The organism is Kitasatospora sp. NPDC096077, assembly GCF_040303245.1.
Lineage (GTDB): Bacteria > Actinomycetota > Actinomycetes > Streptomycetales > Streptomycetaceae > Kitasatospora.
Genome location: NZ_JBEOSV010000072.1, coordinates 15,048 through 36,126, shown reverse-complemented (window position 1 = coordinate 36,126; position 21,079 = coordinate 15,048). Strand labels below are relative to the sequence as shown.

Genomic DNA, 21,079 nt, shown 5'->3' with positions numbered 1-21,079 from the left:
CTACCGTTTCGTTTCTGGAGGGCAGACCATGACCACCCCGCCGCGGCCGCTGCGCAAGGACCAGCTCCGCAACCGCCGCCTCCTGCTCGACGCCGCCCGCGCCGCGTTCGCCGAGGAGGGGCCCGACCTCGCCATCGACGCCATCGCCCGCCGCGCGGGCGTGAGCCCCAGCACCTTCTACCGGCACTTCCCCACCAAGGACGCCCTGGTCGACCAGCTCCTCGAAGAACTCACCGACGGCGCACGCCGGATCGCCGCCCGGGCCGCCGAAATCCCCGACCCGTGGGAAGCGTTCCGCACCGTCTTCACCCACGGCTGCGTCCTGGAGGACACCGAGCTGCGCCTGTTCGACATCCTCTGCCGCACCAGCCCGCACGCCGCCCGGCACGGCCACCGCGCCACCGCCGACCTCATCGCCCCCGCCGCCGACCGGGCCCGTGCCGCAGGCCGGCTGCGACCGGACGTCAGCGTCGAGGACATCGCCGCCTTCATGCGCATGGCCGACTCCGCCACCGGTCTCGAACAGCGCCGCAGGACCCAGGACGTCATGCTCGCCGGAATGCACCACTCCGGATGATCCCTGAACCGCGCGCCGCCGACGGCGCGATCCCGCCGGACCGGGGGTGGGGCTAACCCCACCCCCGGTCCGCCAGCGGCCACCATGGTCCGCCGCGGCCCGCTTTCCTAGCGTGGAACCCGTCGACGACTACTGACGATTTCCGAAGGAAGGCCCCTTCATGGCACGCCGGCACGACCGCCCGACCCCCGATCCGTACGCCGCACCACACGCCGTTCCGCAGACCGTCGCGCAGGCCGGCCCCGCGATCGAACTGCTCGGGGTGCGGCGCAGTTACGGTCGAGGCGGCGAGGCCGTGCACGCGCTGCGCGGGATCGACCTGGCGCTCGCGCACGGCAGCTTCACCGCCGTGATGGGGCCCTCCGGATCCGGCAAGTCCACCTTCCTGCAGTGCGCGGCGGGCCTGGACCGCCCGGACGCGGGCCAGGTCCGGCTCGGCGGCGAGGAGCTCACCGGGCTGAGCGAGAACCGGCTCACCATGCTGCGCCGCAGTCGGATCGGCTTCGTCTTCCAGTCCTTCAACCTGCTGCCCTCGCTGAGCGTCGAACAGAACGTCCTGCTCCCGCAGCGCCTGGCGGGCGAGCGCCAGGACCGCGCCCGGGCCCGGGAGTTGCTGCAGCAGGTGGGTCTCGGTGAGCACGCCCGGCGGCGGCCCGGACAGCTGTCCGGCGGACAGCAGCAGCGGGTGGCGATCGCCCGGGCACTGATCACCCGCCCGGACGTGGTGTTCGCCGACGAGCCGACCGGCGCGCTGGACACCCGTACCGCGCACGAGGTGCTCGCCCTGCTGCGCCGGGCGGTGGACGACCTGGGGGCGACCGTGGTGATGGTGACCCACGACCCGGTGGCGGCCTCCTTCGCCGACCGGGTGCTGTTCCTGGCCGGCGGTGCGATCGTGGACGACCTGCCGTACCCGACCACGCAGGCCGTGGCGGACCGGATGGTCGCGCTCACCGCCCGTCCGGTGGGAGCGGCGGCGTGACGAACGGACTCGCCCGCGCCTCCGTGCGCTTCCGCCCCGCCTCCTTCGTGGGCACCATGGTCGCCCTGCTGGTGGGCGCCGCGGTGGTGGTGGCCTGCGGCACGCTGCTGCAGACCGGGCTGACCGCGAGCCTGCGGCCGGTCCGCTACGCCGCCGCGCCCGTGGTGGTCGCGGCGGAGCAGCGGGTGGCCATCAAGACCACGTTCGGCAAGGACGACACCGAGACGGTCGAGCAGGCCACCCCGGAGCGGGCCAGGGTGGACGCCGCGCTGGTGAGCCGGATCGCCGCCCTGCCCGGGGTCGCGGCCGCCCGTCCGGACACCGCCTTCCCCCTGCCCGCGACCGCCGGTACGTCGGCGACGGCCGGTTCGCCCGCCACGGCCGCCACCCCCGCCACGGCCGCCACCCCCGCCCTGACCGGCCGGCCCTACGCCGCGCTCGGCATCGCCGGGTCGCAGGACGTCCTGGTCGAGGGCCGTGCCCCCGGCGTGAACGAGGTCGTGCTGGACGCCGACACGGCGCGCGCCGCCCACCTTGCGCCCGGCGCGAGCCTCACTCTGACCGCCCCCGGCGGCACCGCGGGCTACCGCGTCTCCGGCCTCGCCGCCGCCCAGGCCGCCGGCCCCACCGCCTGGTTCGCCGACGCCACCGCCGACCGCCTCTCCGGCCACCCCGGCCGGATCGACGCCGTCGCCGTCCAGCCCCGCGAGGGCGTCACCGCAGCCGCCCTGGCCTCGCAGGTCCGCCAGGCGGTCGGCGCCGACGCCGAAGTCCTCACCGGCGACGAACGCGCCACCGTGGAACAGCCCGCCCTGCGCGAGGCCCGCTCCATGCTCAGCGTGCTCGGCGGCATCTTCGGCGGCTACACCACCATGACCGCGATCTTCGTGGTGATGAGCACCGTCGCCCTCGCCACCGGCCAGCGCGCCCGCGAGTTCGCCCTGCTGCGCGCCATCGGCGCCACCCCGCGTCAGATCCGCCGCACCATCGCCACCGAGGCGATGCTGGTCGCGCCCGTCGCCGGGGCGCTCGGCATCCTGCCCGGAGTCGCCCTCGCGCACTGGTGGTTCGACCAGCTGGTCGAACGCGGCGCCGTCCCCGCCGGGATCCGCCTCGACGTCGGCCCGCTGCCGATGCTGGTCGCCGTCGCGACGTGCACCCTCGCCGCGCTCACCGCCGGCTTTCTGGCCGCACGCCGCCCGTCCAGGCTGCGCCCCGGACAGGCGCTCGGCGAGGCCGCCGTCGAGCCGCCCCGCCCGGGGAAGGTCCGCACCGCCATCGGGCTGCTGTTCGCCGCGGTCGGGGTGGTGGCCGCCGCCTTCGCGTCCGCGCTGGACGGCGCCGCGGCCGCCCAGACCGCGCAGGGCGTGGTGATGTCCTTCATGCTGGCCGTCGCCCTGCTCGGCCCCCACCTGGCCCGGATCGCCGCCGCCGTGCTCGGCGCCCCGCTGCGGGTCTGTGGTGCCACCGGCTCGCTGGCCGCGGACAACTCCCGTGCCAACGCCCGCCGGATGGCCTCCGCGTTCACTCCGATCGTGCTGGTCACCGCCTTCTGCGGGACCCTGCTGGTGATCCAGAGCACCCTGAGCCACACCACCGGCGAGAACGTCCGCACCGGCACCACCGCCGACCACGTCCTCACGACCACCGGCCCCGGCCTGCCCAACGGCACCACCGAGCGGACGGCCAAGGTGCCCGGCGTGGACACCGCGGTCGGCGTGCTGCGCACCGCCGTCGTCCACCGGCAGAACGGGCAGCTCGGCTCCGCCCCGGCCCTCGGCGTGGACGGCGACCCGGCCCGGCTGCCCAAGGTGCTCGACCTGGGCGTGCGCAGCGGCTCGCTCGCCGACCTCGGCCGCGCCCCCGACACCGTCGCTCTGGACGCCGCCCTGGCCGACGTCCTGGACGTCAAGGTCGGCGACCGCGTCCCGCTCTGGCTCGGCGACGGCACCGCCGTGCGGCCCGTCCTGGTCGCCGTGTACGACCGTGGACTCGGCTTCGGCCGGGCCCTGCTGCCCCGGGCGGCCGTCGCCGCCCACGTCACCGCCGGATACGACAGCCAGGTGCTGGTCGCCGACGCGCCGGGCGCCGACCGCACGGCGGTGGCCGCCGCACTCGGCCACCTGGGCGGCGTCGAGGTGGCCGACCGGGCCGGGTTCGTCGCCCGCTCCGACAAGGACATGGAACTCAACGGCTGGGCCAACACCGTGATGGCCGCCGTCCTCGGCGGGTTCGCCGCCGTCGCCGCCGTCAACACCCTGGCGATGACGGTACTGGACCGGCGCCGCGAGGTCGCGCTGCTGCGGCTGGCCGGAACCACCCGGCGCCAGGTGCGCGGCATGATCCGCTGGGAGGCGCTGCTGGTCGCGGCCGCCGGGCTGGCGCTCGGCGCGGCGATCGCCTGGATCACGCTGGTCCCGGTCGCGCGGGGGATCGCGGGCACCGCCCCGTACGTCCCCGCGACCCTCGTCCTGCCACTGGCCGGCGCAGCCGTACTGCTCTGCCTCGGCGCGATGGGACTGCCCACCCGGGCACTGCTGCGGACCCGACCGGTGGCGGCGGGCGCGGCGCGGCAGTGAAGGCGCGGCAGCACACATGACGGGCGGTCAGCCGAGCTCTCGCACGGAGTCGGGCCCGTGGGACGGGGACCGGAAGGACACCGCCGACCTGCGCCCGGCCCCTCGCACGGGCGGGGTGCCCCGCCGATGCCGCCCCCGCTCCACGAACCGGGCGGGGGTGGCCGGGCCCGCCGCCGCAGTCGCGCGGTGGCGTTGGTGTGCTGCCAGGTGATCGGCCATCAGGGGCACCACCACGGGTCCGTCTCCTCCAACACGGCCCGGTCGCGCTTGGTGGGCCTGGCGCCGGCGGCCTACACCGGCTCCGCTCCCGGGCAGCAGACGGTGTCCTCGTCGGCGATCTTCTTGAGGCAGGCCCCGCAGAGCCACACGATCTCGGGCTCCACGGGCCCGGTCGCGGACACCTCGTTGTGACGCACCGTCAACTGCCAGGTGTCCCAGTCCTCCTCGCCCTGCGCGTCGAGCACGCCGTCGAGCACGTGGTCGAAGGTGAAGTCCTCGAACCCGGGCTTGCCCTGGGCGTGGGCGCCGGGCTTCAGGAAGTGGTCGACCAGGTAGGCCATCCACTCGGGCGAGTCGTAGAACTTCTCGTGCCCGGTCCACGCGATCGAGGCCCCGTCCTCGGTGGGCTCCCACTCGCACCGCAGGCCCGGCTGGCCCGCCGGGGGCCTGCCGTAGTCGCGGATGTCCGCGTCGTGGCCCTGTCCCGCGAAGCCGGTGCCGTCGACGTAGTAGGGACCGTTGTCGCGGTCCATGCGCCGGGTGCCGGCGAACTTCCGCAGATAGGAGATCTCCTGCTCGTTGAGCGGCGGCTCGACGGCGATCCGACCGGTGAACGTCGTGGTGTAGCCCATGCCCGGCATCGTAGCCACGCTGTCCGACACCCCGGGCCGGGGCACCTGAGGCACCCCCGTCCCAATGCCGTCCCAGCGCGCCCGATGTGCCCCTTTTGCTGGGGCGGATTCAGGACATGCCACCCCTGTTGGCCGAGGTGACGGCGGTACGGACCGACCCGGGACGGGAGGACGGGACACACGGCTCTTTCCGGATGTCCTCCGACAGGTGATCTTGGCCGTTTGTGAGTACGGGTACTCAGGACAGCGCGCCGGTGCTCTGGAACGCTGGCCCGATGACTCCTGGGGGAACGACAGGCGTACAGCTGGAAGGTGCCCGCTACGCGGCCTCCCGGGCGGCGCGTGCCGCGGTGGTGGGGGCGGGGTGCGGCGGCCTGTTGGCCTGGACGCTGCTGGGCACCGCGCGGTGCGAGGCGGCCCAGCGGGCGCACGGTGTCGACAGTTTTGCCTGCCTGGGTGGTGCCCTGCTGAGCACCTACGTGCTGCCCGTACTCGCTTTCCCGGTGGGCTGGTTGCTCCTGCGCCTGTTGGGTGTGCGCCCGGCGTGGGGCGTGGCTCTGCTCGGTGTGCCGTTCTTCCGCGCGGCCTCCTTCCTGGCGTGGCCGCTGGCCGGGCATCGGGGCGTCTTCCCGCTCACCGGGGCCGCGGCCGTGATCGTGGGTATGGCCGGCGGCTACGCGGCGAGCGCCCTGCTGGTGGCTCCGCTCCTGCGCGTCCGCTATCGCGTCGCGGCGGGGGCGGTGGTCCTGGGCACCGCGGCCCTGGCCTTCTCCACGTTCGGCTAGGAGCCGTCCGGCCGGTCGTCCATAGGGCGTGAGCCGGAGTTCCATGGCGTGAGCGGCGCGCGGCCTCCGGTGGAGGCACGGGGAAATCGGTTGCCGCGGGCCGCCGTCTCGATCATGATCGCCCGCATGGACTTTTGATGACTGCCACGTAGTACGTACCTGTCGCGCGATCGACCTCGGAGCCTGAGGAACCGGCCCCGGGGTGATGGGTCGCGCCCCTCGTGAGCATCCGTCAGAAAGCGGGAGCCGCCGAGTGAGTTCGGCATGCCCTCCTGCTGAGTCCTGAAAGCATCCACCACACATGAATACCGACCGCAAGGCCCTGTGGGCCGTGCGTCAGTCCGCCCTGCCCACCGTCGTCCGGTCCTGCCCGGACTGCCCCGGCATGCGGCACCGCGCCTCGGGGAAGATCCGCGCCAACGCGAACGGCAAGCTGCTCGACGTCTGGCTGCTGCTGAGCTGTGCGACGTGCGACCGGACCTCGAAGGTGCCCGTCCACGAGCGCGTCCACGTCTCGACGCTGGAGCCGGCCCGGCTGGTCGCGTACGAGATCAACGGCCCTTCAGCAGTACGGGAGTTGGTGATGAGCGCGTCACTCGCGGCGAAGAACCGGTACCGGCTCGACTGGACCGGGACGTGGGAACTGGAGACCCGCACGCCGCTGTACGCGCTCGACGACCCGAACCCGCTCTCGGTGCGGGTGCGCTTCGAACTGCCCGCGCCGGTCCGGGTGGAACGGCTGCTCCAGCTCGGCCTCGGCCTGAGCCGGGCCGAGGTGCGCCGTCTGGTCGCGGACGGGCGGATCCGTCTGCCGTTCGCGCCGGACGTCAAGGCGCACCAGGACTTCGAAGTCGCCATCCACGGAGCAGGTTTCGTCGGTGCGGCCAAGCACGCGAAGTCCCTCGACGCACCCGACGTACCCGACGCCGAACACCCCGGCCTGGCTCGGATCGGGTTGCCGCCCGTACCCGGCCGGGAGCTCGCACGCCGGGCCACCGCGCACGCCTAGAAGTCCGATGTAGATCCTGCCGATGGAGAGGCCGTCCCGCTCGGGGGCGGCCTCTCCTGGGCCGGGTGGTCGCGTCACCGGTTCGGGAATCCTGTGAGCGCACAGAGCCGGCCCGGATGTTCACGAGCCACGACAGCACTGCGGCCTCGCGGGCCCGATCCACTGTCGCTCAGACGTGGCAGCGGACGTTGACCAGGAGTGTGTCGCCGGGCAGAGCGGCCAGATAGCTGTGGACGTGGTCGTAGCCGGCTGCCAGAGGTGGCTCGTGCGGGCAGTCGGCGGGACTGTGGCAGGCCCCGTGCGTACCCGAGTCGCCGTCCTCGTACCACCAGCCTTCCAGGGTGAGGACATTGCGTCTCCGCGGAGCCGAGGCCGCTCTTCGTGCGACGAACTCCTCGCGGGGGACGGTTCCGACGCCGGTGATCGGGTCCGTGAAGTAAAGGAACCAGGGCTGGAAGCGCTCGGTGGGCAGCATCCTCAGGTAGTCGTTGTAGGCCCGAACGAGCGGCTGGGCGTCGAAGTCGGCGTGGGCCTGCTGGGACGAGTAGGTCCGCGACTCGGCCCTGTGACGGGCGATGTAGATCTCCAGGGGGCGGGGCGGCGGCAGTTCTGCCGCGAGTCGGTGCCATCGCCGCCACGCCGCGTCGGCCAACTCCCGCGCGTCCTCGTGCGACGCGGAGAAGTCGAGGAGTTCGCGAGGCCCGCCCGCGCACCAGCCGAAGTCGTTGGGGACCGGCACGTGCCCGGTCAGCCACCGGTTCGGGAACTCGTGGAGCAGTCTGGCGTCCCTTTCGTGCCCGGGAAGGACGTTGTACCCGCTGCCGTGCACCGTGCCGCCGGTGATGCGCCAGGAGTCCCAGATGTCCAGGTCACCGCCGCGCGTGTAGTCGCGCTCGAAGGGTGCCAACGCGTCCGCGACCGCGGCCTCCACTCGGAGGGCGTCTCGCGCAGGCAGACACACCGTGATACCCATTCCGGCCATGGCGCCATCAGATCACTCCTTCTGCGCCGTCGACCAGCGAATTTGTCCGGCCGGGTAGTTCCTCACATCGCCCCTCCGGCTGGCTCGCCCTCGCTCTGCCCGGGGTGCTCCACCGGACCGGTGGCCTCGCCGAGGGCAACGGCCCGCAACCGTGGGTCAGCGGGTCGTCAGGGGGCGGGTGGTGGCGTGTCGTCCAGGTGTGCGAGGCGGGCGATGACGTCGTCGGCCAGCTTCGCGAGGAGGCGGCCCAGTTCGTCGCGGTCATGGTCCGGCCAGTGCGCTATGGCGTCGGTGAACCAGCCGATCATGGAGGCCTTGTAGGCGTTCGCCGCCCGCCGTCCTTCCTCGGTCGGTTCGATGAGGCTGGCGCGCCGGTCCAGCGGGTCGCCGACGCGGCGGACGAGGCCGCGCCGCTCCAGCGCCTGGACCTGCCGGGTGACGTGCGGGCCGACGACCTGCATCCGTTCGGCGATCTCCCCGATCCGCAGCGGCCGGTCGGCCGCGTCCACGCTCAGGAGCACGCCGAGTGCGGGGCGGTCCAGGGCGAGTCCGGCCGCCTCGGCGGCCCGCTCGGCCAGGCGGCCGCGGGTCATGGCGTTGCTCAGCTGCGCGAGCCGGGGCAGGGCCGCCCAGACGGTGGCCGCCTGTTCGTCCGTACCGGGGTTCTGCGGCGGGTCCTCGGTCATCGGACCACCTCCTCCACTTGCATACCTACTTTAGGTATCTATATTCTGGGGCTGCACCCGCTCTCCAATGGGGTGCGGCACGTCGTCCACAAAGATACCTAAGGTACGCATCTTCGGGGGCGCCAGAAGGACGCCCAAACGAGAGGAGAGCACCTCATGAACCACTCCGTGAACCACTCCATGAACCGCTCCGCGAACCACAGCATCCTCATCTCCGGTGCGAGCATCGCCGGCCCGGCCCTCGCCTACTGGCTCGACCACTACGGCTTCGACGTCACCGTCGTCGAGCGGGCCCCGCAGATCCGCGGCGGCGGGTACGCCATCGACATCCGCGGCACCGCCCGCGAGGTCGTCGACCGCATGGGCCTGCTCCCGCAACTGCGCAGGGCCCACGTCAACACGCGCAAGCTCTCCTTCCTCGACGCCGACGGCGCGCTCATCGGCTCCGTCACCCCCGAAGCCCTCGCCGGCGGCTCCGCCGGCCTGGACCTCGAAGTACGCCGCGGCGACCTCGCCGACGCCCTCCACGCCCCGATCCGCGACCGCGTCGAGTTCCTCTTCGAGGACTCCATCGCCGCCCTGGACGACCGGGGCGGACACGTCGACGTCACCTTCGACAGCGGCGCCCACCGCACCTTCGACCTGGTCATCGGCACGGACGGCCTGCACTCCAACACCCGCAGGCTCGCCTTCGGCCCCGAGGACGCCTACCACCGCTACCTCGGCCACGTCTTCGCCGGCTTCACCGTCGCCGACGACCTCGGCCTCTCCCACGAAGCCGTCATCTGGAACACCCCCGGCCGCGCCGCCGTCCTCTACGCCCACGAACCCGGCGAGCGCATCCACGGCTTCCTCGTCCTCAAACGCGAGGACGCCCCCTACGAAGCCTTCCGCAACCCGCAGGCGCAACGCGACCTCGTCGCCGCCGCCTTCCCCGAGCGGACCTGGCACGTCCCGCGCCTGGTGGAGGCGATGCGCGGTGCCGACGACCTGTTCTTCGACGTCGTCAGCCAGATCCACATGCCCACCTGGTCCCGGGGGCGCGTCGCCCTCGCCGGCGACGCGGCCCACGCGACCTCGTTCCTGTCCGGCCAGGGCTCCAGCGTCGCCCTCGTCGGCGCCTACGTCCTCGCCGGCGAACTCGCCCGCCACAGCGACCACACGGCCGCCTTCACCGCCTACGAACGCACCGTCCGCCCCTTCGCCGAACGCAACCAGGCCCTGGCCACCACCGGCGGCACGGGCCTCATCCCCAGCACCCAGGCCAAACTCGACGCCCGCAACACGGCCCTGCGCGCCCCCACCTACCCGACGAACACCGAGGCCAGCGCGGCCCACAACGGCCTCACCCTGCCGAACTACGACCGCACCGTTCCTGAACAGTGATCAGAAGTGATCATGGAGATCGAACAGCTGATCCTGCGCCCATCCCGAACGGTCTTGGATGGGCTGGGTTGCCGCGTTCCTTCCGCGTTCAGCTCCGACGGATCGTGTCCGTGGTCCGACCACGCGGGGGCGGGTTCCCTCGTGCCTTCGGTCGCCTGGTCCGGCCTGGGCGCTCCGATGCCCGCCGGCATCGCTCTGGTGCTGGCGGGGCGGTGTCGTCCGTCGCCGGATCGGGTGTCCGAGGGCACGTCGTCCGATGGCCACCGAGGCGGCGGCGTGTCGGGTGGTCCTGCGATGGGTGCCGGTGAGGGGTTTCTGCCAGTGCTCGGCCCCCCATATCGAGGTGTAGGCGGGATCGACGGCGATCACGCCTATACCGGCCTCGGCGCACATGGACAGGAGTCGTGCGCGGAGTTTCCCGGTGGGGATTCCGTTGATGAGCTGCCGGAACTTCTTCTTCCGGCCGTGCTTCTCGCGGGTCTTGGAATCCTGGAAGTCGAGGTCCTCGATCGCGATGGCCCGCACACCCGTCGCCCGTGCCCAGGACAGGAGACGGGTGAGCGCGTGGCGGAGCTGGGCGTCGCGGTGGGAGACCGATCCGGACAGGTCGTAGTCGAAACGGCGGGGCGCGCCCATCGGGTTGCCGTGCTCGTCGAGCCGCCATGCGGCGAGGTGGTCGGCGTTGGTGTCCACCCCGATCGCACCACCGGCCCGCAGGGCGTCCAGGGGGACGACGGGCAGGTCTTTGCGGGTCCACGAGGCGTCGAGGTACCAGCGGCCGGTGGTGGTGTCGTGGTGGATGCGGTAGGCCACGGACCGGTTCGTTTCGACGCGGTCGCGCCACTGGTCGCCCCGGTGCGGGAAGGAGACGCGGGAGGCGAGGACGTACCGGCCGTGTTCGGCGTTCGCGTGGTGGGCGAGCGGGGCGGGCAGCTTGATGCTGATCTCCCCGTCGGGGGTGACCCGGATCGTCTCGTTGCCGTACCGCTTCCCGGACTCCCCGTCAGCGGTCAGGAACCAGCGGGCGGCTTCCCAGCGTTGCCGCCATTGCTGTTCGGTCAGGCCGGCGGCGTCCAGGTTGTGCCGGGTGTTGAGCAGCCTGCGGCCACCGCGCACCACGGAGACCTTCCCGGCCTCACGCTCCGCCCGGACCCGCTCGGACTCGGTTTCGAGTATCGCCAGGCGGCGGGTCTTGACGAACCATTCGTGCTTGGAGCGGTAACCGCCCGGCTTGCCCCGGGAGCCCTTCTCGCCGACCGGCAACGACAACCGGTGCCGGACCGTGCGGATGCCCGCGTCCAGGCGCTGGAGGTGCTGCCACTGGGTGCGGCGGGAAAGCCCCCACTGATCGTGAGTGCCGGAGGTGACCGATCCCGCCCAGCGGGACGACGACATCGCCGTCAGCTCCCGCTTCCGGGCCGCCCACGTCTGGCTGGAGTGGTCCGCGCCCTCCCGTACACGCCGGGCCAGATCGAGCGAGGCCAACCGGCCCATGTGCTCACCGATCAGCCGCAAAACCAGCTCGTCCCCGGACGTGAGGCCCTTCAGCCGGTCCCGGACGCTCACTCCCGACGGGCCGTGCGCGACGAACGGACGGGCGACGGCCCGAAGCGGCTTCTCCTCAGCCATGCCCGGCCGCCGCTTCAAGGGCGGCTTTCGCCCGGTTCTTCGCCGACCTGCGCCCATACAGACGGGCGCAGAACGACGTCAGTATCTCGACCGTGTCCCGCACCAGATCGTCTTCGACCTCGCCGTCGTCCAGCACGACCAGGCGACGGCCGCAAGCGGACAGGGCGGCCTCGATCAGCTCCACGTTCATCCGGCCGAGACGGTCCTTGTGCTCCACGACGACCGTGGTCACAGCCGGATCAGCCAGCAGACGACGGGCCTTCGACCGGCGACCGTCCATGCCCGAGCCGATCTCCGACTCGACGCGCACCACGCGGTGACCGGCCTTCGCCGCCCAAGCGGCGAGCCGCGCTGCCTGCCGCTCCAGGTCAGCCTTCTGATCATGAGACGAAACCCGGGCATACAGTCCGAGACCACCAACCGCTTCCGGAGCGGTGTTCGCCTCGATGTTCACCAGGATCGTGCGCGGACCGACCCGTTCCGCCGGGACCGGCAATGTCCCCTCACGGAACCAGCGGTACGCGGTACGCGGGGCAACGCCCTGCAGCCGAGCCCATTCCGTCAGGTTCACAACCAAGACCATACAACGCTAGACACCCCTGATAGACACTCATGAACACTCAATCAAAGGCAGTTCCCCACCCCCTGAACCACGGCGCCCGTCGTGCTCAGCGCAGCCGCTGCCCGGTCGGCTGGACCGTCTGCCCGGCCGTGCCGCCCCGGGGGCACTGCTCGCTGACCGACGAGGACTGCGCGGCCGGCCGGTTGAGCACCGTGATCGCCGAGCGGCCGCTTGAGCACGTGCACGCCGTCCACCACGCCCGGGTCCGCTTCGACGCCCGCGCCGAGCAGCCGTTCGTCCGGCTGCCGCAAGCGTGAGGGCCGCAGTGCCCGTGCCAGCTGCCGCGGGGGCGGCAGCAGTCTGCCGAGCGAGGCTGCGGCCATCACGAGCGTGCTCGCCGCGACCACGGTGGCCAGTGCCTGGAAGCCGGAGCCGGGGTGCGTCAGGCCTTTCAACGAGAGCACCGACGCCCCGCCCGCACCCAGCGCCCCGGCCGGCGGTAGTCCTCCGTACACGCGATCCGTTCCCTTCCGGCGTCAGGTGGCGCGCCACTGCTGCTCGCCGCGGCGCAGGGTGTCCCAGAGCGCGCGCAGGTAGACGGCGTGCTGGAACGCGTCGTAGGCCAGCTCGATGCCGAGGGTGGCGGCCAGTAGTTGGCACCGCCAGCCGGCGCGGCGCGCGGTGACCACCTTCTCCAGTACGAAGAGCAGGCCGACGGCCAGCCAGAACCGGGAGAACCGGGGCCTGCCGCGGGCCAGCATCCAGCCGGTGAAGACCAGGTAGAGCGCCAGGAAGAGCACCGACAGGCCCATGAACGCCTGCCGGCGCAGGTAGGGCGCGGTCACCGGCGTCCAGCCGTAGTCGCGCAGGTTCTCCAGCGCGCCGCGCTGCCAGCGCAGCCGCTGGTGCCAGAGCGCGGGCAGGTTGGTCATCACCTCGGTCACCACGCCGCAGCCGGGCGGGGAGAGCGTGCGGTAGCCCAGGGTGCGCACCGCCTTGGTGATCTCGTCGTCCTCGGTGAGCGAGGCGAGCGAGTAGTAGGAACTGCCGCCGCCGATCAGTCCGTCCAGCCGGGCCTGGCGGACTTCCCGCAGGGTGGCCGCCCGGAACAGGGTGGCGGTGCCGGTCAGCACGTCGGCGCGGTGGTTTCGGCGGGCGATCTCGCGGGCGTAGCGGTGGAACTCGATCCGCTGCAATGCGCCGAGCAGGCCGCCGCCCGGCTCGCCGTAGAAGATGCCGCCGACGGCGCCGACGGCGCTGTCCGTGCCGTCCATCGCGGCGGCGGCGCTGGCCAGGAAGCCCGGCCACAGGGTGGTGTCGGCGTCCTGGACCAGGACCAGGTCGTCCGGGTCCAGCCCGGCCAGCAGCGGATCGAGTGCCTGGTTGAGGGCGCCGGCCTTGCGGTGCCGGTTGTCCCGGGACTTCAGCACGGTGGCGCCGGCCGCCCGGGCGGCCTCGGCGGTCCCGTCGGTGCAGTTGTCGGCCACCACCACGATCCGCTCCGGCGGCCGCAGTTGGCCCCGCAGCGCGGCGATCGCGGCGGCGATCCGGTCGGCCTCGTCATGGGCGGGGATCAGCGCCACCACCCGGGCGGCCGGGTTGCCGGTGTGCTGTCGCGGGCGGGGGACGGCACGGGGCCGGCGCATGCGGGGGGCTCCTCGGGACTGAGTGCGGTGAGCGGGTGCCGGGCGGCACCCGCTCGTGGGTCCGGACCCGGGTAAGGTCCGGACCCGGGTAAGGTCCGGGCCTGGAAAATGGTCCGGGTAAGGGCCCGGGTCAGGGTCCGGGTCAGGCGTGGGGCTGGATCGCGATGACGTCCCGCGCGGTGGCGAAGGCCGGCTCGCCCAGCTGGATGCCGACCGGCGCCGGTCCGGCCGGGGCCGTCGCCTCGATCGCCAGGGCGGGGTAGAGCGACACCCACGCGTCGGGGGCCGGCAGCAGGTCCAACCGCACGGCGGGGCAGGTCAGGGTGCGCCGGTCGGCCGACCGCACGCCGGCGGCGGTCCGTTCGTGCTGTTCGTCGGCCCAGCGGGTGAAGGCCACCCGGTCCTCGGTGAAGACCAGTCCCGCGGGCGCGGTGAGGACCACCTCGATCGTGCCGATGGTGAGCGTCCCGGTGTTGTGGATGACGAACGGCGGGTAGATCCAGGCTTCCTGGCCCGCGACGGCGGGCCCGGACAGGGGTTTCGGGTCGATCGAGGCCCGCAGCGTGCCGTCGGCGACCCGGCCGCAGAGCTGGACCGGCGTGTGGTGGCCGATGCTCGCCGAGCCGTCGCAGTACCGGCCCGGCCGGGCGTCCGCGCGGGCGCGCACCGGGATCGTGTAGACCAGCGAGCCGGTGTCGCTGCTGGTGGTGTTGAGGTGCGGGTCGGAGCTGATCAGCAGGGTGCGGCCGGCGTCCACGATGGTGTGGTCGAGCTCGCCGCCGAGCACGCCGTGGATGGTGTCGTAGTAGGCGTAGCCGGGCTGTCCGCTGAAGAGGAAGCCGTCGGGGGCGGTGAAGCGCTGGGAGATCACCCCGGGGTTCACCGGCTGGCCGGTGGCGGAGGTGAACTTGACGGTGAGGACGCTCGGTTGGCCCGGTGCGGCGAGCGGCACGGTGTCCTGGATGACGGTGAGCGCCGTCTCGTCCCCGACCGGCGCCGGGACGACCACCGTCACCGGGAGCTTCACCACGGCGTCCTTCTGGTCGATCTCGCCGCTGTACTGGATCTCCAGGGTGGATTCGTAGAGCCCGGCCGGTGTGTCACCGGCCGTGGTGACCCGGAAGACACCGTCCAACGACCCCTGGTCGGGCAGTAGTTGCTGGCCGGCGAAGGTGCGGCTCAGTCGCCGGCCGGTGCTGCCGGGCCCGCCCTCCAGTCCCTCGTGCAGGGTCAGCACGACGGTGACGTACTGCCCGTCCACCGGGTTGGGCCCGCGGTTCTTGATCCGGGCGCCGAGGTCGAACTGCTGCCCGCGCTGCACCGCGTGCGGGTGGACGGCCTCGCCGTACAGGTCGGCGGCGGGCTGCGCGGGCGGGGTCATGTCGGCCACCGCGCTCACCCCGCGGACCCGGTTGTTGTAGGTGTCGCCGATGTAGAGGTTGCCCGTCGCGTCCAGTGCGACCCCGGACGGGTTGTAGAGCTGGGTGGCGGTGGCGGGTCCGCCGTCGGAGCCGTAGCCCGCGATGCCGTTGCCGGCCACGGTGGTGATGTTGCCCTTGGCGTCGACCTTGCGGATCCGCTGGTTGCCGTAGTCGGCGATGTACAGGTTCCCGGCCGTGTCCAGCGCCACGTCCGCGGGGTTGTAGAGCTGGGTGGCGGTGGCGGGTCCGCCGTCGGAGCCGTAGCCCGCGATGCCGTTGCCCGCAACCGTGGTGATGATTCCCTTGGCGTCGACCCTGCGGATCCGCTGGTTGCCGTAGTCGGCGATGTACAGGTTCCCGGCCGCGTCCAGCGCGATCCCGGACGGGTAGGAAAGAGTGGTGGCGGTGGCGGGCCCGCCGTCGGAGCGGTAGCCGGCGGTACCGTTGCCCGCGACCGTGGTGATGATCCCTCGGGGATCCACCTTGCGGACCCGTTGGCCGTACCACTCACTGAAGTAGAGACTGCCGTCGGCCGCGACCAGCACACTGTGCGGGTAGTAGATCGGAGTGGCGGTGGCGGGTCCGCCGTCCGAGACGTACCCGGCGGTGCCGTTGCCCGCCACGGTGGTGATGATGCCCTTGGTGTCGACCTTGCGGATCCGCTGGTTGTTGTAGTCGGCGATGTAGACGTTGCCCGCCCCGTCGACGGCCACACCGTTGGGACCGTAGAGCTGGGTGGCGGTGGCCGGTCCACCGTCGGAGCCGTAACCCGCGACGCCGTTGCCGGCGACCGTGGTGATGATCCCGCCGGGGGTCACCTTGCGGATCCGCTGGTTGTTGTAGTCGGCGATGTAGAGGTTGCCCACGCCGTCGACGGCCACGCCGTAGGGGGTGTAGAGCTGGGTGGCGGTGGCGGGCCCGCCGTCGGAGCCGTAGCCCGCGACGCCGGTGCCCGCCACCGTGGCGATGGCGCCCTGCTGCAGGCCGTCGGGCTGCGGTCCGCGTCCGGAACTCGAATCGTCTGCCATCTGTGCTTCTCCCGTCGTCGGGCACGGCACACCGCGCGCGGACGGGCCGCACGGGTGGAATGGGGCGGGTCCAGAGCCCCCCGAGCCTAACCAGCGCACTCCCAGGGCCTTCCAGCCCAGTACCGGACAGGACGACGAGTGTCCGGATCGCCGCCCCGGGCCGCGACAGCAGGCACGCACGGGGACTGCGACCACCAGTGGTACGACCGACAACCCGCCCTCCAAACGGAACCCGCCAGCGGCGTCCACCAGTTGGGACGGCCCCGGCGCACCGGCTGGCCGGAACCCGGCACCGCCGTCCCGGCAGTTGAACACGCGGGCCCACCGGTCCAGTTGACTTGCCGCATGGCTGGAACCAGCCGTGCCCGCGGAGCCGGACGGCCCGCTATCATCCGGTGGAGTGAGCACGCCACACGCGATCACGCCCGCGGCGCCGCAGGTCCGCGAGGTCCCCGACGCGCACCTCAACCGCGCCCTCGACCTCGCCTCCGTGGTCTTCCACGAGACCTACGACAAGGAGGAGCGCGAGCGGTACCGAAAGACACTGAGACGCTGCGACCGGCTCGGCGCCTACACGCAGGACCAACTGGTGGGCCTGCTCGCCGCCCACCGCCTGCAACTCTCCGTCCCCGGCGGCCAACTGCCCTGCGCCGGGCTGACCTTCGTCTGCGTGGCGCCCACCCATCGACGCCGCGGCGTCCTCTCGGCGCTGATGGCGCAGCTGTGGCGCGACTGCGCCGCCCAAGGCCGCCCGCTCGCCGCGCTGTGGGCCTCCGAGGCCGCCATCTACGGCCGCTACGGCTTCGGCGCGGCCACGCACCTGTCCACCATGGAGATCGACTCCACCCGGCCACTGGCCCTGCGCATCACGCCCGATCCCGGGCCGCTGCGCCTGCTGGACGTCGGGCAGGCACTCGCACTGCTCGGCCCCCGCTACGAGGCGAGCCGCTCCCGACGGGCCGGGCGCCCGGCCCGCGACCGCCTCTGGTGGCGCGAACTGGTCCTGGCGGAGGAGGACGAGGACGACGACGAGCTCAGCCCCCCGCGCATCGTGGTGTCGGGGTCGGGAGGGGACCCGTGCGCCGGCTACGCGATCTACCGCACCCGCGGCGGCGACGACGACGGCACCCCCGGGCTCGTCCAGGTCTACGAACTGGAGGCCGACACCGCCCCCGTGACGGCGGCCCTGTGGAGCTACCTCGCCTCCATCGACCTCACCGGCAGGGTACGGGCCTGGGGCCGTCCGGCCGACGACCCGCTGCCGCTCATCGCCGCCGACCCCGACCAGGTACGGGTCACCCGGCAGTTCCCGGCACTGTGGCTGCGCCTGGTGGACCTGCGGGCGGCCCTGACCGCCCGGGCCTGGGCCCGACCCGTCGACCTCGTCCTGGAGGTGCGCGACGGGATGATCCCCGCCAACCACGGCCGGTTCCGGCTGACCACCGACCCGGCCGGCCCACCGGACGGCAACCGGTGCGAACCGACCACCGACCCGGCGGACCTCGCACTCGACATCCGCGACCTGGCCGCCTGCTACCTCGGCGGCACCCGGCTGCGGCACCTCGCCCGCGCCGGGCTCGTCACCGAGCACACGGCAGGGGCACTCCAGCAGCTCGACGCCGCGCTGCACACCGAGTTCCTGCCGTTCACCCACGACGAGTTCTGACCGGGCGCCGCCTCGCCGACGTCCTGACCTCCGGGAGTTCGCTCTGCCCACCGGTCCTGCTGCGGCTGACCCAGGTGCTGCACGACGGCGCCCACCGGGTGGTTCGCCCCGGCTGCGCGCACTGCGGCACGGTGCGGACCGACCTCCGGCAGCTACGGCCCGAGGGACGGCGCTGCGCGACCTGCGACGCCAAGAGCCGCCGCGCTCAACCCACGCGATGACGTAGAAGCTCAACCGCCACGGAATCCCGGTCCGCGCGGCCCGATACTCCGCCCTCGCCGCCGACCTCCCCAGCCCCATCCTCGCCGACCTGACCGGCATGCACCGCCACACCGCGATCCGCTGGGTCATCTACGCCCGACGCGACTGGGCCGACGGCAGTGGTGAACCGGTGGGTGCGGGAGCTCCCAGCCAGCGGGGCGCCGGCTCCGAGCTCGTGGGAGGACTACGCACGAGCAGGTCTTCAGTCGGGCTCAACTCCTGGGTGGTTCCAGCGGGTTCGGCCACTACGGATCCGAGCGCACCATCGACGTGCACGTCATGAACCTGCGTCGGAGGATCGAACCCGACCCCGGCGCCCGGTGCGCCTGCTGACCGTCTTCGGAGTCGGTTACAAGCTCACCGACGGCACGGGCGGACGCCGCCATGCGCTGTAGGGTGCCGCTGCGCAAGAGCCTGCTGGTCCGGCTGCTGGCCGCCTCGATCCTGGTCGCCGTCTGCTCGGTGGCGGCCACCGCCTGGCCGGCGGTGGACACCACGTCACGGGAGATACAGCAGGAACGGGTCCAGATCCTCTCCGAAGACGCCGGCATCTACGAGGCCCTGCTCGGCTACGCGGCGACCCACCGGACCTGGGACGATGCCAGCCCCTGGCCGGATCCGCCGCCCCGCCCGCCTCGCCGGTCCCGTCCAAGGCATCGGCGGTGATCGATCCGCTCGCCGTCGACCAGACCCTGGCCCCGGGCGCTGGCACCACCCGGATCGACCCGCGCGCGGTGGGACCGTTCGCCTCACCCCCGAGGAGCGTGCTCAGCTGCGGTCGGAGGCCGCCGCGACCGCCGACTGCCTGCGCGGGCGAGGATTCGCCGCCGAGACCGGCACCGACCCGGGCGACCGGCCGAACGTGACCGTCGCCGGGCTCGCCCCCGACGACGGCAACGCCACCGCCTGTGCCCTCCCGCAGCTGTCCCGGATCGGTGACCCGTACTTCCCCGACGACGGCAACACCGGCTACGACGTGGCGGACTACGACGTCCGGATCGCCTACGACCCGGCGCGGCCCGACCTGTTGAAGGGGGACACCACCATCACCGCCCGGGCCCTGCGGTCGCTGGACCGCCTCTCGCTGGACCTCAAGGGCTTCTTCGACGCCTGGGCCCACGGCACGACGATCCCCCCGAAGGAGTACCTCTACCCCGGCACCCTGGCCGACGGCCCGGCGAGGCCGTCCTCGGGGTGATCGTCCAAGCCGGCCCTCCCGAGCTGCACGCGTGAGACCCTGACGACAGTCGGGCAACGACAGGACCGGCACAACCGGCACGAGCGGGTACGCCGTGCGGGCGTCGCCGGCCCCGTTCCCCGCTGTCCTCGCCGACGGCGACGGCGACGCCGACGACGGGCGGCATCACGGGCTCCCGTACCCGATCAGGGACGGGTCCGATGCGCCGAGGTCGGCGGCAGCTACTTGATCTCCACGAAGATCACATGAGCCGGGGTGTCACCGATGTTCTCGCCGACATGCGAGTGCTCGACCATCCACCCCGCCTCGAAGGGGGCGCGGTCCACCTCGATCACCCTGTCGCCGATCGTCATACGCCGGTGGAAGGCACTCAGCGTGATCAGCACACTGTCGGGGTGGTGGTGGTGTCGGGTGCGCGCGCCCGGGGTGTCCCGGAACTCCACGACCCGGACCTTCTCGTTCTCGAAGATGACCTGGTAGAACTCGGGGTCGGTCACGGTGGGATGCCTGCTGTCGTCCATGGCAGGTACTCGATTCCGTAGACGGACTGTTCCGGTGGGAAGGTCGCTGCTGGCTTCGACACCAGGCCTTCGACACCGGGCCGGCCACACTGCCGGAACAGGATGTCTACGAATCTTCTACCTGCCCCGACGACTGCCCGCAATGCGAGTCGTCCCCTCCGCCAGGCTGATCACATGGACGATCCTGGCCGGGTGGCCGGTTTCCAAGGTGCCCGAGTACGCGGCGAAGTTCTTGGCCCCGGTCCAGCTCGCCAGGGTCGTTCCGCACGCGGGGCGGCGTCGGCCGGCTGTGCGCCGAACACGGCACCTGCGGTGACGGTGAGGCCGGCGAGATCGGCGGCGGCCAGGACGGCCCCGCTCTTGAGGACATACTGCTGCACGGTTTCCTCCGGGGAATCAGGGGCTGTCAGGTGAACGAGAACCGCCCTGCGGCCTCGGCGGGTGTGGTCCCCTGACCCCGTCCGGGCACGTCGTGGACGGCGTGTGCACCCTCGGAGCGCAGTTGGTCAGCCCCGCAGTGCCGGGCCATGAGTGCGGCGTAGGCGCGGACGTCGTCGGCGGTGATGTCGGTACGGCCTCGCTCCTCGTGCTGCTGGAGGAGGACGCTGAGGCCCGGGTTGAACCGCAGCACGGTCACCGGGGCGTCGAAGCGCCTGGCGATGGCGATGAGGCGGGTGCGCGCCTGGGGGGTGACGTTCGTGGACTCGGCGACCGCGCTTCGTCCGGTGGAGAGCCGGACGACGATCCTCCGGTCGCGCTCTTCGAAGATCCGGGAGTGCGCCGCGTGGGAGTGCGCTTCGGCAGGTGCGGTACCGAAGAGCTCGGCGCGGATCTCGTCGCTGGATGCCACGGCTTCCTCGTCGATCTGTCCGCGAGCTGTCAGGGCTCGCACGAAGCTGGTTTTGCCCGAAGCCGGTGGGCCGACGAGGACCACGAGTCCCGTTGGCACGCGGACCGGTCCGGAGCCGCCCAGCGTGTGCGGCCGGAGGTAGCGGTCGCCCGCGTATTCCAGGGCCTCCTCCGGAGAACCGGTGGGCAGCCCGCTGGGCAGGACGTCGTCCTTGTAGCTGTCGCTGCCGGCCAGGTACAGCGCGAAGCCCCAGGTGTGCAGCACGCCGGTGAAGCGCAGACGACACAGGGGGAGCGTGTGCCGACCGGACAACTCGGCTGCCACGTAAGCGAATCCGGCGCGGAAGCGGACCGTGATGCCGTTCACCTGCGGCCATCGCCGGTGGGCATGGCGGTTCAGGCGTCGGCGCAGGTGGTGCTGCATCGATTCCGGGGGGTTCGTCGGCACGGTCTCCATCCTG

Annotated in this window: 19 protein-coding genes and 1 pseudogene; 11 read left to right on the top strand and 9 right to left on the bottom strand. The window is 72.5% G+C overall.

Features of this window, described 5'->3' with window-relative positions; genetic code table 11:
- The first annotated feature begins 28 nt into the window (after positions 1 to 28).
- The 3 genes from ABTZ03_RS36965 (at position 29) to ABTZ03_RS36955 (ending at position 4,138) form a co-directional block, all read left to right on the top strand.
- Positions 29 to 577, top strand: coding sequence for a TetR/AcrR family transcriptional regulator (locus tag ABTZ03_RS36965; RefSeq protein ID WP_350517571.1), 549 nt, complete (start codon positions 29 to 31; stop codon positions 575 to 577).
- A gap of 160 nt (positions 578 to 737) precedes the next feature.
- On the top strand, positions 738 to 1,559 hold the full coding sequence (locus tag ABTZ03_RS36960) for an ABC transporter ATP-binding protein (protein ID WP_350517570.1): 822 nt from the start codon (positions 738 to 740) through the stop codon (positions 1,557 to 1,559).
- The gene (locus ABTZ03_RS36955) at positions 1,556 to 4,138 is read left to right on the top strand and encodes an ABC transporter permease (RefSeq protein ID WP_350517569.1); all 2,583 of its coding nucleotides are present in this window, start codon (positions 1,556 to 1,558) and stop codon (positions 4,136 to 4,138) included. The genes ABTZ03_RS36960 and ABTZ03_RS36955 overlap by 4 nt, the downstream gene beginning before the upstream one ends.
- Before the next feature lie 290 nt (positions 4,139 to 4,428).
- Here the strand turns inward: ABTZ03_RS36955 and ABTZ03_RS36950 are convergent, their stop codons facing one another.
- Entirely contained in the window at positions 4,429 to 4,989 is a 561-nt protein-coding gene (locus ABTZ03_RS36950; protein WP_350517568.1) for a hypothetical protein, read from the bottom strand.
- Between the two features lie 275 nt (positions 4,990 to 5,264).
- On the opposite strand from ABTZ03_RS36950, the gene ABTZ03_RS36945 reads away from it, so the two are divergent.
- A complete protein-coding gene (locus ABTZ03_RS36945) occupies positions 5,265 to 5,774 on the top strand; it encodes a hypothetical protein (RefSeq protein WP_350517567.1) in 510 nt (169 codons plus the stop codon).
- A gap of 301 nt (positions 5,775 to 6,075) precedes the next feature.
- Positions 6,076 to 6,783 carry a DUF1062 domain-containing protein gene (locus tag ABTZ03_RS36940; RefSeq protein ID WP_350517566.1) on the top strand — a complete coding sequence of 236 codons (708 nt, stop codon included), beginning with the start codon at positions 6,076 to 6,078 and terminating at the stop codon, positions 6,781 to 6,783.
- Between the two features lie 169 nt (positions 6,784 to 6,952).
- Here the strand turns inward: ABTZ03_RS36940 and ABTZ03_RS36935 are convergent, their stop codons facing one another.
- Positions 6,953 to 7,714: a hypothetical protein gene (locus ABTZ03_RS36935; RefSeq protein WP_350517565.1), complete on the bottom strand. Its 762-nt coding sequence runs from the start codon at positions 7,712 to 7,714 to the stop codon at positions 6,953 to 6,955.
- A 218-nt stretch (positions 7,715 to 7,932) separates the two neighbouring features.
- Entirely contained in the window at positions 7,933 to 8,451 is a 519-nt protein-coding gene (locus ABTZ03_RS36930; RefSeq protein WP_502894711.1) for a MarR family winged helix-turn-helix transcriptional regulator, read from the bottom strand.
- A 156-nt stretch (positions 8,452 to 8,607) separates the two neighbouring features.
- On the opposite strand from ABTZ03_RS36930, the gene ABTZ03_RS36925 reads away from it, so the two are divergent.
- The gene (locus tag ABTZ03_RS36925) at positions 8,608 to 9,837 is read left to right on the top strand and encodes an FAD-dependent monooxygenase (RefSeq protein ID WP_350517564.1); all 1,230 of its coding nucleotides are present in this window, start codon (positions 8,608 to 8,610) and stop codon (positions 9,835 to 9,837) included.
- Here the strand turns inward: ABTZ03_RS36925 and ABTZ03_RS36920 are convergent, their stop codons facing one another.
- Both ABTZ03_RS36920 and ABTZ03_RS36915 read right to left on the bottom strand, forming a co-directional pair.
- Positions 9,838 to 11,466, bottom strand: coding sequence for an IS200/IS605 family accessory protein TnpB-related protein (locus tag ABTZ03_RS36920; protein WP_350517563.1), 1,629 nt, complete (start codon positions 11,464 to 11,466; stop codon positions 9,838 to 9,840).
- On the bottom strand, positions 11,459 to 12,037 hold the full coding sequence (locus ABTZ03_RS36915) for an IS607 family transposase (RefSeq protein ID WP_350517562.1): 579 nt from the start codon (positions 12,035 to 12,037) through the stop codon (positions 11,459 to 11,461). Before ABTZ03_RS36915 ends, ABTZ03_RS36920 begins: the two co-directional genes overlap by 8 nt.
- A 41-nt stretch (positions 12,038 to 12,078) precedes the next feature.
- On the opposite strand from ABTZ03_RS36915, the gene ABTZ03_RS36910 reads away from it, so the two are divergent.
- The gene (locus ABTZ03_RS36910) at positions 12,079 to 12,345 is read left to right on the top strand and encodes a hypothetical protein (RefSeq protein ID WP_350517561.1); all 267 of its coding nucleotides are present in this window, start codon (positions 12,079 to 12,081) and stop codon (positions 12,343 to 12,345) included.
- A 219-nt stretch (positions 12,346 to 12,564) separates the two neighbouring features.
- On the opposite strand, the gene ABTZ03_RS36905 is transcribed toward ABTZ03_RS36910, so the two are convergent.
- Both ABTZ03_RS36905 and ABTZ03_RS36900 read right to left on the bottom strand, forming a co-directional pair.
- Entirely contained in the window at positions 12,565 to 13,674 is a 1,110-nt protein-coding gene (locus ABTZ03_RS36905; RefSeq protein WP_350517560.1) for a glycosyltransferase family 2 protein, read from the bottom strand.
- 142 nt (positions 13,675 to 13,816) lie between these two features.
- Complete coding sequence (locus ABTZ03_RS36900) at positions 13,817 to 16,123, bottom strand: NHL repeat-containing protein (protein ID WP_350517559.1); 2,307 nt, start codon at positions 16,121 to 16,123, stop codon at positions 13,817 to 13,819.
- Positions 16,124 to 16,523: 400 nt separating this feature from the next.
- Here ABTZ03_RS36900 and ABTZ03_RS36895 point away from each other — a divergent pair, with 400 nt between their 5' ends.
- The 4 genes and pseudogenes from ABTZ03_RS36895 (at position 16,524) to ABTZ03_RS36880 (ending at position 19,248) form a co-directional block, all read left to right on the top strand.
- Positions 16,524 to 17,789: a GNAT family N-acetyltransferase gene (locus tag ABTZ03_RS36895; RefSeq protein WP_350517558.1), complete on the top strand. Its 1,266-nt coding sequence runs from the start codon at positions 16,524 to 16,526 to the stop codon at positions 17,787 to 17,789.
- Positions 17,790 to 18,242: 453 nt separating this feature from the next.
- Positions 18,243 to 18,445, top strand: a pseudogene (locus tag ABTZ03_RS36890) (winged helix-turn-helix domain-containing protein); the annotation flags it as partial.
- A complete protein-coding gene (locus tag ABTZ03_RS36885; RefSeq protein ID WP_502894710.1) occupies positions 18,435 to 18,716 on the top strand; it encodes a hypothetical protein in 282 nt (93 codons plus the stop codon). The pseudogene ABTZ03_RS36890 and the gene ABTZ03_RS36885, both read left to right, overlap by 11 nt.
- A gap of 196 nt (positions 18,717 to 18,912) precedes the next feature.
- Positions 18,913 to 19,248, top strand: a complete 336-nt coding sequence (locus ABTZ03_RS36880; protein WP_350517580.1) for a hypothetical protein — start codon at positions 18,913 to 18,915, stop codon at positions 19,246 to 19,248.
- A 221-nt stretch (positions 19,249 to 19,469) separates the two neighbouring features.
- On the opposite strand, the gene ABTZ03_RS36875 is transcribed toward ABTZ03_RS36880, so the two are convergent.
- On the bottom strand, positions 19,470 to 19,769 hold the full coding sequence (locus ABTZ03_RS36875) for a cupin domain-containing protein (RefSeq protein WP_350517557.1): 300 nt from the start codon (positions 19,767 to 19,769) through the stop codon (positions 19,470 to 19,472).
- 406 nt (positions 19,770 to 20,175) lie between these two features.
- On the bottom strand, positions 20,176 to 21,075 hold the full coding sequence (locus ABTZ03_RS36870; RefSeq protein ID WP_350517556.1) for an AAA family ATPase: 900 nt from the start codon (positions 21,073 to 21,075) through the stop codon (positions 20,176 to 20,178).
- Between the last annotated feature and the right edge of the window lie 4 nt (positions 21,076 to 21,079).

What these genes read in the sequence shown, in the direction of transcription:
- ABTZ03_RS36965 (WP_350517571.1), top strand. Translation starts at nt 29, where the DNA reads ATGACCACCCCGCCGCGGCCGCTGCGCAAGGACCAGCTCCGCAACCGC.
- ABTZ03_RS36960 (WP_350517570.1), top strand. Translation starts at nt 738, where the DNA reads ATGGCACGCCGGCACGACCGCCCGACCCCCGATCCGTACGCCGCACCA.
- ABTZ03_RS36950 (WP_350517568.1), bottom strand. Translation starts at nt 4,989, where the DNA reads ATGGGCTACACCACGACGTTCACCGGTCGGATCGCCGTCGAGCCGCCG.
- ABTZ03_RS36945 (WP_350517567.1), top strand. Translation starts at nt 5,265, where the DNA reads ATGACTCCTGGGGGAACGACAGGCGTACAGCTGGAAGGTGCCCGCTAC.
- ABTZ03_RS36940 (WP_350517566.1), top strand. Translation starts at nt 6,076, where the DNA reads ATGAATACCGACCGCAAGGCCCTGTGGGCCGTGCGTCAGTCCGCCCTG.
- ABTZ03_RS36930 (WP_502894711.1), bottom strand. Translation starts at nt 8,451, where the DNA reads ATGACCGAGGACCCGCCGCAGAACCCCGGTACGGACGAACAGGCGGCC.
- ABTZ03_RS36925 (WP_350517564.1), top strand. Translation starts at nt 8,608, where the DNA reads ATGAACCACTCCGTGAACCACTCCATGAACCGCTCCGCGAACCACAGC.
- ABTZ03_RS36920 (WP_350517563.1), bottom strand. Translation starts at nt 11,466, where the DNA reads ATGGCTGAGGAGAAGCCGCTTCGGGCCGTCGCCCGTCCGTTCGTCGCG.
- ABTZ03_RS36910 (WP_350517561.1), top strand. Translation starts at nt 12,079, where the DNA reads ATGAACACTCAATCAAAGGCAGTTCCCCACCCCCTGAACCACGGCGCC.
- ABTZ03_RS36905 (WP_350517560.1), bottom strand. Translation starts at nt 13,674, where the DNA reads ATGCGCCGGCCCCGTGCCGTCCCCCGCCCGCGACAGCACACCGGCAAC.
- ABTZ03_RS36900 (WP_350517559.1), bottom strand. Translation starts at nt 16,123, where the DNA reads ATGGCAGACGATTCGAGTTCCGGACGCGGACCGCAGCCCGACGGCCTG.
- ABTZ03_RS36885 (WP_502894710.1), top strand. Translation starts at nt 18,435, where the DNA reads ATGCGCTGTAGGGTGCCGCTGCGCAAGAGCCTGCTGGTCCGGCTGCTG.
- ABTZ03_RS36875 (WP_350517557.1), bottom strand. Translation starts at nt 19,769, where the DNA reads ATGGACGACAGCAGGCATCCCACCGTGACCGACCCCGAGTTCTACCAG.
- ABTZ03_RS36870 (WP_350517556.1), bottom strand. Translation starts at nt 21,075, where the DNA reads ATGGAGACCGTGCCGACGAACCCCCCGGAATCGATGCAGCACCACCTG.